This window comes from Flavobacterium sp. (assembly GCF_044368625.1).
Taxonomy (GTDB): Bacteria; Bacteroidota; Bacteroidia; order Flavobacteriales; family Flavobacteriaceae; genus Flavobacterium.
The window spans coordinates 1-7,108 of record NZ_JBIPPD010000171.1 but is presented as its reverse complement, the minus strand read 5'-3'; the positions used below and the strand labels follow the sequence as shown (position 1 = coordinate 7,108).

General features: G+C 34.7%; 9 protein-coding genes. 8 read left to right on the top strand and 1 reads right to left on the bottom strand.

The window, feature by feature from the left end:
- The first annotated feature begins 141 nt into the window (after nucleotides 1-141).
- The 8 genes from cyoE (at nucleotide 142) to ACIQ2X_RS12010 (ending at nucleotide 5,295) form a co-directional block, all read left to right on the top strand.
- Nucleotides 142-1,074, top strand: coding sequence for a heme o synthase (cyoE, locus tag ACIQ2X_RS12045; protein WP_396179163.1), 933 nt, complete (start codon nucleotides 142-144; stop codon nucleotides 1,072-1,074).
- 5 nt (nucleotides 1,075-1,079) lie between these two features.
- Nucleotides 1,080-1,652, top strand: coding sequence for a heme-copper oxidase subunit III (locus ACIQ2X_RS12040; RefSeq protein WP_396179162.1), 573 nt, complete (start codon nucleotides 1,080-1,082; stop codon nucleotides 1,650-1,652).
- 42 nt (nucleotides 1,653-1,694) lie between these two features.
- Entirely contained in the window at nucleotides 1,695-2,726 is a 1,032-nt protein-coding gene (locus ACIQ2X_RS12035) for a cytochrome c oxidase subunit 3 (protein ID WP_396179161.1), read from the top strand.
- A 22-nt stretch (nucleotides 2,727-2,748) separates the two neighbouring features.
- Entirely contained in the window at nucleotides 2,749-3,099 is a 351-nt protein-coding gene (locus ACIQ2X_RS12030) for a cytochrome C oxidase subunit IV family protein (protein WP_396179160.1), read from the top strand.
- Between the two features lie 77 nt (nucleotides 3,100-3,176).
- Nucleotides 3,177-3,848, top strand: coding sequence for a hypothetical protein (locus ACIQ2X_RS12025; protein ID WP_396179159.1), 672 nt, complete (start codon nucleotides 3,177-3,179; stop codon nucleotides 3,846-3,848).
- The gene (locus tag ACIQ2X_RS12020) at nucleotides 3,808-4,515 is read left to right on the top strand and encodes an SCO family protein (RefSeq protein ID WP_396179158.1); all 708 of its coding nucleotides are present in this window, start codon (nucleotides 3,808-3,810) and stop codon (nucleotides 4,513-4,515) included. The genes ACIQ2X_RS12025 and ACIQ2X_RS12020 overlap by 41 nt, the downstream gene beginning before the upstream one ends.
- Complete coding sequence (locus tag ACIQ2X_RS12015) at nucleotides 4,515-5,063, top strand: DUF420 domain-containing protein (protein ID WP_396179157.1); 549 nt, start codon at nucleotides 4,515-4,517, stop codon at nucleotides 5,061-5,063. Before ACIQ2X_RS12020 ends, ACIQ2X_RS12015 begins: the two co-directional genes overlap by 1 nt.
- A gap of 40 nt (nucleotides 5,064-5,103) precedes the next feature.
- Nucleotides 5,104-5,295, top strand: coding sequence for a hypothetical protein (locus ACIQ2X_RS12010; RefSeq protein WP_396179156.1), 192 nt, complete (start codon nucleotides 5,104-5,106; stop codon nucleotides 5,293-5,295).
- Between the two features lie 183 nt (nucleotides 5,296-5,478).
- Here ACIQ2X_RS12010 and ACIQ2X_RS12005 read toward each other — a convergent pair whose 3' ends face one another.
- On the bottom strand, nucleotides 5,479-6,879 hold the full coding sequence (locus ACIQ2X_RS12005) for a DUF4403 family protein (protein ID WP_396179155.1): 1,401 nt from the start codon (nucleotides 6,877-6,879) through the stop codon (nucleotides 5,479-5,481).
- Nucleotides 6,880-7,108: the final 229 nt, after the last annotated feature.

Here is a 7,108-nt window from a genome sequence, read left to right as displayed (position 1 = left end):
GGAGGTACCACAAAACCCGAATAGAAATATTCGGGTTTTTTGTTTTCTATGATACTTAAATATTTTTTATGCTTTGTTTTTTTGCCATTTCACTTTTGAACAAGTATCTTTGCACACCGTTATAAAAGCAATCCTATAATAATGAAAACCGCTTTGGAAGCTACAAATTCTACTTTTTCAATCAAGGACACTTTTTTTGATTTTAAAGAAATCACTAAAGCAGGATTAGCTGTTAGCGTGGTGTTTTCGTCGATTGCAGGTTTTTTATTGGGAATTGACCAATTCAATTCGCAAACGTGGATCACCTTGATAATGCTTGCTATAGGAGGATATTGTATGGTGGGAGCTTCAAACGCCTATAATCAAATCATTGAAAAAGATATCGATTCGTTGATGGATCGCACAAAAAATCGTCCAATTCCATCGGGCAGAATGTCGAAAACTACAGCGTTTGTCATTGCTGCTTTACTCACTATTATTGGCATTTTTTTGCTTTATAACATCAATCCTAAAACAGCAATGTTCGGGGCGATTTCTATATTTTTATACACCAGTTTGTACACTCCATTAAAAACAATAACCTCTTTATCGGTTTTTGTTGGAGCGATTCCGGGAGCGATTCCCTTTATGTTGGGATGGGTTGCAGCAAACAATGGTGATTTTGGCATTGAAGCAGGAACTTTATTTTTGATTCAGTTTTTTTGGCAATTTCCCCATTTTTGGGCTATAGGTTGGTTTTTGTACGAAGACTATGAAAAAGCAGGCATTTTTATGCTTCCATCAGGAAAAAAAGACCGTACAACCGCATTACAAATATTATTATATACCGTTTGGTTGATATTAGCATCTTTACTGCCGGCATTATTTCCTGCCATTGGATTAATAGGAAGTGATTTATTTTTGAGTCCAATTGCGGCATTTGTTGTACTTTTACTGGGAATTTGGATGTTGGTTTATGCCGTAAAATTATACAATGACCGATCTACCAAAGCAGCAAGAACATTAATGTTGGTAAGCGTGATGTACATTACATTGTTACAAATTGTTTATATATCAGATAAATTTTTAAGATAAAAAATATGACAGTAGAAGAATACAACGATCGAGAAGGTCGGTCAAAAAAATTACTTTTATGGTTTGCCATGATTAGTTTTGTAATGGTTTTTGCAGGATTAACAAGTGCCTATGTAGTGAGTAAATCAAGAGCTGACTGGAAAAATTTCGAAATGCCCACTGCGTTTATCATCAGTACATTAGTAATTATGATCAGCAGCATCACTTTTTATATGGCTAAAAAAGCGATTCAAAACAACAACAGATCGCTAACAACTACTTATTTATTGAGCACTTTAGTCCTAGGACTCGCATTTGTTTATTTTCAATTGGACGGATTCCGACAATTAATAGATTTGGGTTTTTATGCAACGGGACCTACAAGCACGGTGACTACCTCTTTTATGTATGTAGTAGTGGTTACCCATTTACTGCATCTTTTGGGAGGCTTAATATCTATTTTAGTTATAATTTATAATCATTTTAAACAAAAATACAACTCCAGTCAAACCCTTGGAATAGAGCTAGGTGCGATGTTCTGGCACTTTCTTGATTTTCTTTGGCTGTATTTGTTTTTATTTTTATATTTCTTTAAATAAGAAAAAAACGTAAATTTGGGAACTTTTTAACGAATTAATTTTATGGGATCGACAGTTACTACTGCAAAAAGCGAAGGCAAAACTTGGGGTGGCGGAAATGAGCCAATGAATGCCAGTTATGGTAAATTAATGATGTGGTTTTTTATCGTATCAGATGCACTAACATTTACTGGATTTTTAGCAGCTTATGGTTTTTCTAGATTTAAATTTATTGAAACTTGGCCGTTGCCAGACGAAGTATTTAATCACTTTCCGTTCATGCACGGTGTAAATGCACCAATGTACTATGTGGCATTGATGACTTTTATTTTGATTTTTTCTTCTGTAACTATGGTTTTGGCAGTTGATGCCGGACATCAACTAAAAAAAGGAAAAGTAGCTCTTTACATGTTTCTGACCATTATTGGTGGTTTTATATTCGTGGGCTCTCAAGCTTGGGAATGGAAAAATTTTATAAAAGGAGAATATGGTGCTATTGAAACTCAAGGCGGAAGTTTATTACAATTTGTAGACAATACCGGAAAAAGAGTAAAATTAGAAGACTTTGCTGTACATCTTCCTGAAGAACGTGTTCAACATACAGCCGACAAAGGCATTTGGTTTTCGAGCGAGAGTGCTCTTCCAAGTTTTTCAGTAGCGGAAGTTCAAGCAGGTTTTGCAGCTAATCCAAATATTTTGATACGTACTGAAGTTTTGTATGAAGCATCAGAAGCCAATAAAGCAGACAAAACGTTACATCCAACGTTAAATGACAAGCCAAAGCAAAAGTCTATATTAACCCGAGAAGCTTCGGCTGATATGCTGAGTAAAGCACATTATGTAGTAGAAGGCGCAAATCTTACCCGAAACGAATACGGTAGTAAATTATTTGCTGATTTCTTTTTCTTTATAACTGGATTTCACGGTTTCCACGTTTTCTCAGGAGTTATTATCAACATCATTATTTTCTTTAATGTAATTTTAGGAACGTATGAAAAAAGAAGAAATTATGAAATGGTTGAGAAAGTAGGATTGTATTGGCACTTTGTCGACTTGGTTTGGGTATTTGTATTTACTTTCTTCTATTTAGTGTAATTTTAAAAAAATTAAAAATATTATGGCACACGAACACGTATCTAATACAAAAAGAATCTGGAACGTATTTTTCCTTCTTTCAGCAGTAACAATAGTGGAAGTTATTTTTGGTATTTTCAAACCGGAAGTATTGCACCACAACTCATTTTTATCAATGAATTTATTGAACTGGATTTTCATCCTGCTAACGATTTATAAAGCCTATTATATTGTTTGGGCCTTTATGCACATTGAAGGCGAAACAAGCTCACTTAAAAATGCTGTAGTAGCGCCACTTATTTTCTTGATTATTTACTTAGTATTTATATTATTGATAGAGGCCGATTACATTTACGAAATATTTAAAAATTCGACCATTAAATGGAATTTTTAACACCATATTAGTTATTTAAAAAGGGACGTTTTGCGTTCCTTTTTTTATTTTTGCACAACAGAAATGTACCCTCTAAAATGAAAAAAAATATTGTCCTTTTCAGTCTCTTCATTCTACCTATTGTAGCCTATCTTTTTTTTGCATCTGGAGTGAATACCTTTTCAAAATTACCGACCTTAACTGCTAAAATTCCTGAATTTGGCGACTGGACAAGTCTGACTGACGAAAAGATTCAGTTACAGGGAAAAATTACCATCCTTAGTTTTGGAGGAATGGATGTTTTAAAAAATCGTGGAAATTATTTTAATCTCAACGAAAAAATTTACCAACGCTACCATAAATTTACCGACCTTCAATTTGTAGTGCTTTCGCCCATTGGCACAGAAAAGGATGTAACAGTTTTTAAAGAACAGTTGGCAGAAACGACCGATATGACGCAATGGAAATTTGTTTTTGCTACACCGACCGATATAACTCATTTTTACAATCAATTGAATTTGAAAAAAGACAAGTTGGATTCGAATTTCGGCAACAATAACGTGTATATCGTTGATAAAAATCGAAATCTTCGAGGACGAAAAGTAGATAGCGAAAAAGAGTATAAAGAAGGATACAGCATGTTTTACATATCTGAATTGCACAATGAAATGCTTGATGACTTCAAAATTATATTATACGAATACAAAGCAGCTCTGAAAAAAAACAGAAATGCAACCAAACGACTTCATATCGCAACAGATGAAAAATAAATCCTACATCGGAATATCATTTATTGTTCTCGTTTTTGGAATTCTCGTCATTCCTAAAATCGTGGAAAGAGTTAAAAGTGGGGACGTTATAAAAGGTGATCGTCTTAACATACAAACAAGGCATGTTGAAAGTGATTTGGTAAAAATTGGAGCCGCTCCCGAATTTAGTTTAACCAATCAAAACAATACAACCGTAACCAACGAAACCTATAAAGGAAAAGTATACGTATTGGAATTTTTCTTTTCTACTTGCCCTACAATTTGCCCTAAAATGAACGCGAACCTAAAAACTGTCCAACAACAATTTAAAGGTTTGAAAAATTTTGGCATCGCATCCATCACCATTAATCCACAAACCGATACGCCAGAAGTATTAAAAAAACACGCAGCCGATTTAGGGATAGAAGCCGAAAATTGGCACTTTCTAACCGGAGATCAAGCGTATATTTACGAAATTGCCAACAAAGGTTTCAACATGTATGCCGCAGAAAACAGCAAAGTAAACGGCGGTTTTGAACACTCCGGACTATTTGCATTAATTGATAAAGAAGGAAACATCCGTTGCAGAAAAGACGATTTTGGTAACCCAATTTTGTATTATGACGGTCTCGAAAAAGAAGGCATAAAAGCATTAACCGAAGATATCAAATTACTTTTACAAGAATAATGAAAAACAATTTAAACGCAGTTGAGTTAAAATACCGCAAATGGATCATCGTTTTATCGATCGCAATTCCCGTTGCTGTAGCTGTACTTTTTAAAATCAAACTCAAAGATTTTGGTTTTGATGTAGAACCTTTGTCGTTCTTACCGCCAATTTATGCAACCATAAATGGTATTACAGCCGTTTTATTAGTTGCAGCCGTAATTGCCATAAAAAACGGCAACAGAAAATTACATGAAAATATAATGAAAACCGCCATCGCCTGTTCGGTAGCGTTTTTAGGAATGTATGTTGCCTATCACATGACGGCCGATTCAGCAGAGTTTGGAGGCAAAGGGATAATCCGACCGATTTACTTTTTTATCTTGATTACTCACATTGCGTTATCGATTATAATCATTCCATTAGTACTAATCACGTACGTTCGTGCCCTAGCCCAACGCTTTGACAAACATAAAAAATTGGCACGAATTACTTTTCCGCTCTGGTTATATGTAGCCGTTACAGGTGTAATTGTTTACTTAATGATTTCCCCCTATTATGCGGTATAAAAACGGAAAAATCAAAAAAAACGCACTAATTTTTTTACTAATGTTTCTAATAACGACGACAAGTTCCTATGCACAATGTGCAATGTGTCGTGCCGTTTTAGAAACCGAAGAAGGCGGCGTCAAAGCAGAAGCTGTAAACGACGGCATCGTTTACCTTATGGCTTTCCCGTATATTTTAGTAGCAATAATTGGTTATGTAGTTTACAAAAGCAGGCAGAAAAAAACCGCTTAACTACAAGTTTAATTTAAAATCAGAAGCATTACCATAAAAATTTGGGCGTTACCCCGATGAAAAAATCGGGGTCGGGTCATCCGTTCCCGCTTCCCGATAAAAATCGGGACACATCCCGATTTTTATCGGGAGAGCTCCACTTCTGTCCCTAACGCAACAACTGCAGTCCACACCATTCAGCTATCACTCCAGCCCATCTACTTTTACAGCTACTTTGCCGCTAACGTTTAAAAAAGCCAAAATCGCCTTATTCGTCAATTGAATTTCCGTGAATTTGATGTCTCCCATTCTTCCGTTTAAAAACACACCAGGCATAGGAGAGAAATTAGACAAATATTTCAACATTGTTTCTTTGCCTTCGTTTAAATTGGGCTGTAACGAATACCTACAAAGTTGTTCCATCTTTTTGAGAATTGTTCCAGAAGCCAGCCAATTTGCTGTTCGAATCAAACTACTTTTAGTATCAATGGCATAATCCAAATTTTCAAAATAAACCACTTTTGTCGCTTCATCATATTTTGGCAAACCCGTTAAATAAATGGTTCCTGTCAAACTTCCCGTCAAATCTAATGCAATAACAATTTTATCATTTTTATGCCAAAGTGCCACATTCATCACTTTTACTTTTCGGCTTCCCGACCCGAATTCCTGACCTTCATAATTTTTTGTGATAATCTTGGATGCATCTTGATAGGTAGAAACCGCTACAATATTTGCAGAAAAATGATCCGGTATTTTCGCTACAGGCTTCAATACAATTTTATTTCTATCAAAAATTTTTGCAGGTTGATTGCCAATTAAGGTTTCAATGCTACATTTCAAACCCATTTGCATTTCAATACTTTGCCCTTTGATAATGGCATCCGTGGCATACAATTCAGTTGGAACCACACGAAGCCATGACTCATATTCGGGACTCATTTCAGAAGGCGTCGCGATTTTATCTAATGCATCTAAAACGTTGGGCTTAAAATCAACGGATTCCTGAATACTTTCGTCAATTGTTTTTTCAATTTTAGATTTAAAAACTTGAATCGCTGGATTGATGGCATAGGTTATGGGAACTTCTTTACCAAATATTTTAATGGAAGGACTTTCATTCCAGATAATGGATTTAAAAGCAGTTTTTGTTTTTAATTTCCAGTTATTCATCGCAACAGAACTCTGTAAAGTAATTGTTCCATTAAAATTAAACTCGCGTGTGTTGTACAAATTTATACCCAACTTATCTGTTCCAATCCGGTACTTAACGAGTACTTTTAAAGGCAAAACTGTTTTAATCTTCCCACTTTCATTTTCAATTTGAATAGGGGCTTGTTTCCAAATTTTTATGGTATAGTCGTCGTCCTCAATGTTATTATCTTCATAAATTAATCCTGTCAAATACTTGTTAGTTTGATTTTCAATATCTTTGATTTTTAAAGCAACTGGCATACTGATAAAGGAGGGTTTGTTATCATAAATCAAGGGAGTAGCATCTTCTGGTTCAGGCTTGAGCGTGTTTATTTTACTTGTTGATGCACAATTTGCAAGAAGAAAAACAGAAAGAAAATAAACTGAAATTTGTAGAAATAATGACTTCATAATTGTAAAAATTGTTGAAACAAAATTAGAGAATACCAAAATATATTTACTTGTAAGTTCAAGTTATAATTGCAACATATAAATTAAAAACACTTGGAGTTATCCTCCAAGTGTTTAAGGTCAAAAGCCTAAATTTGTCTTGCATGAAAAAATATAAACAATTAACCGTTGAGCAAAGATACCAAATCGAAGCTCTAATACAAGCTGGTTTTAATCAAACAAAGATTGC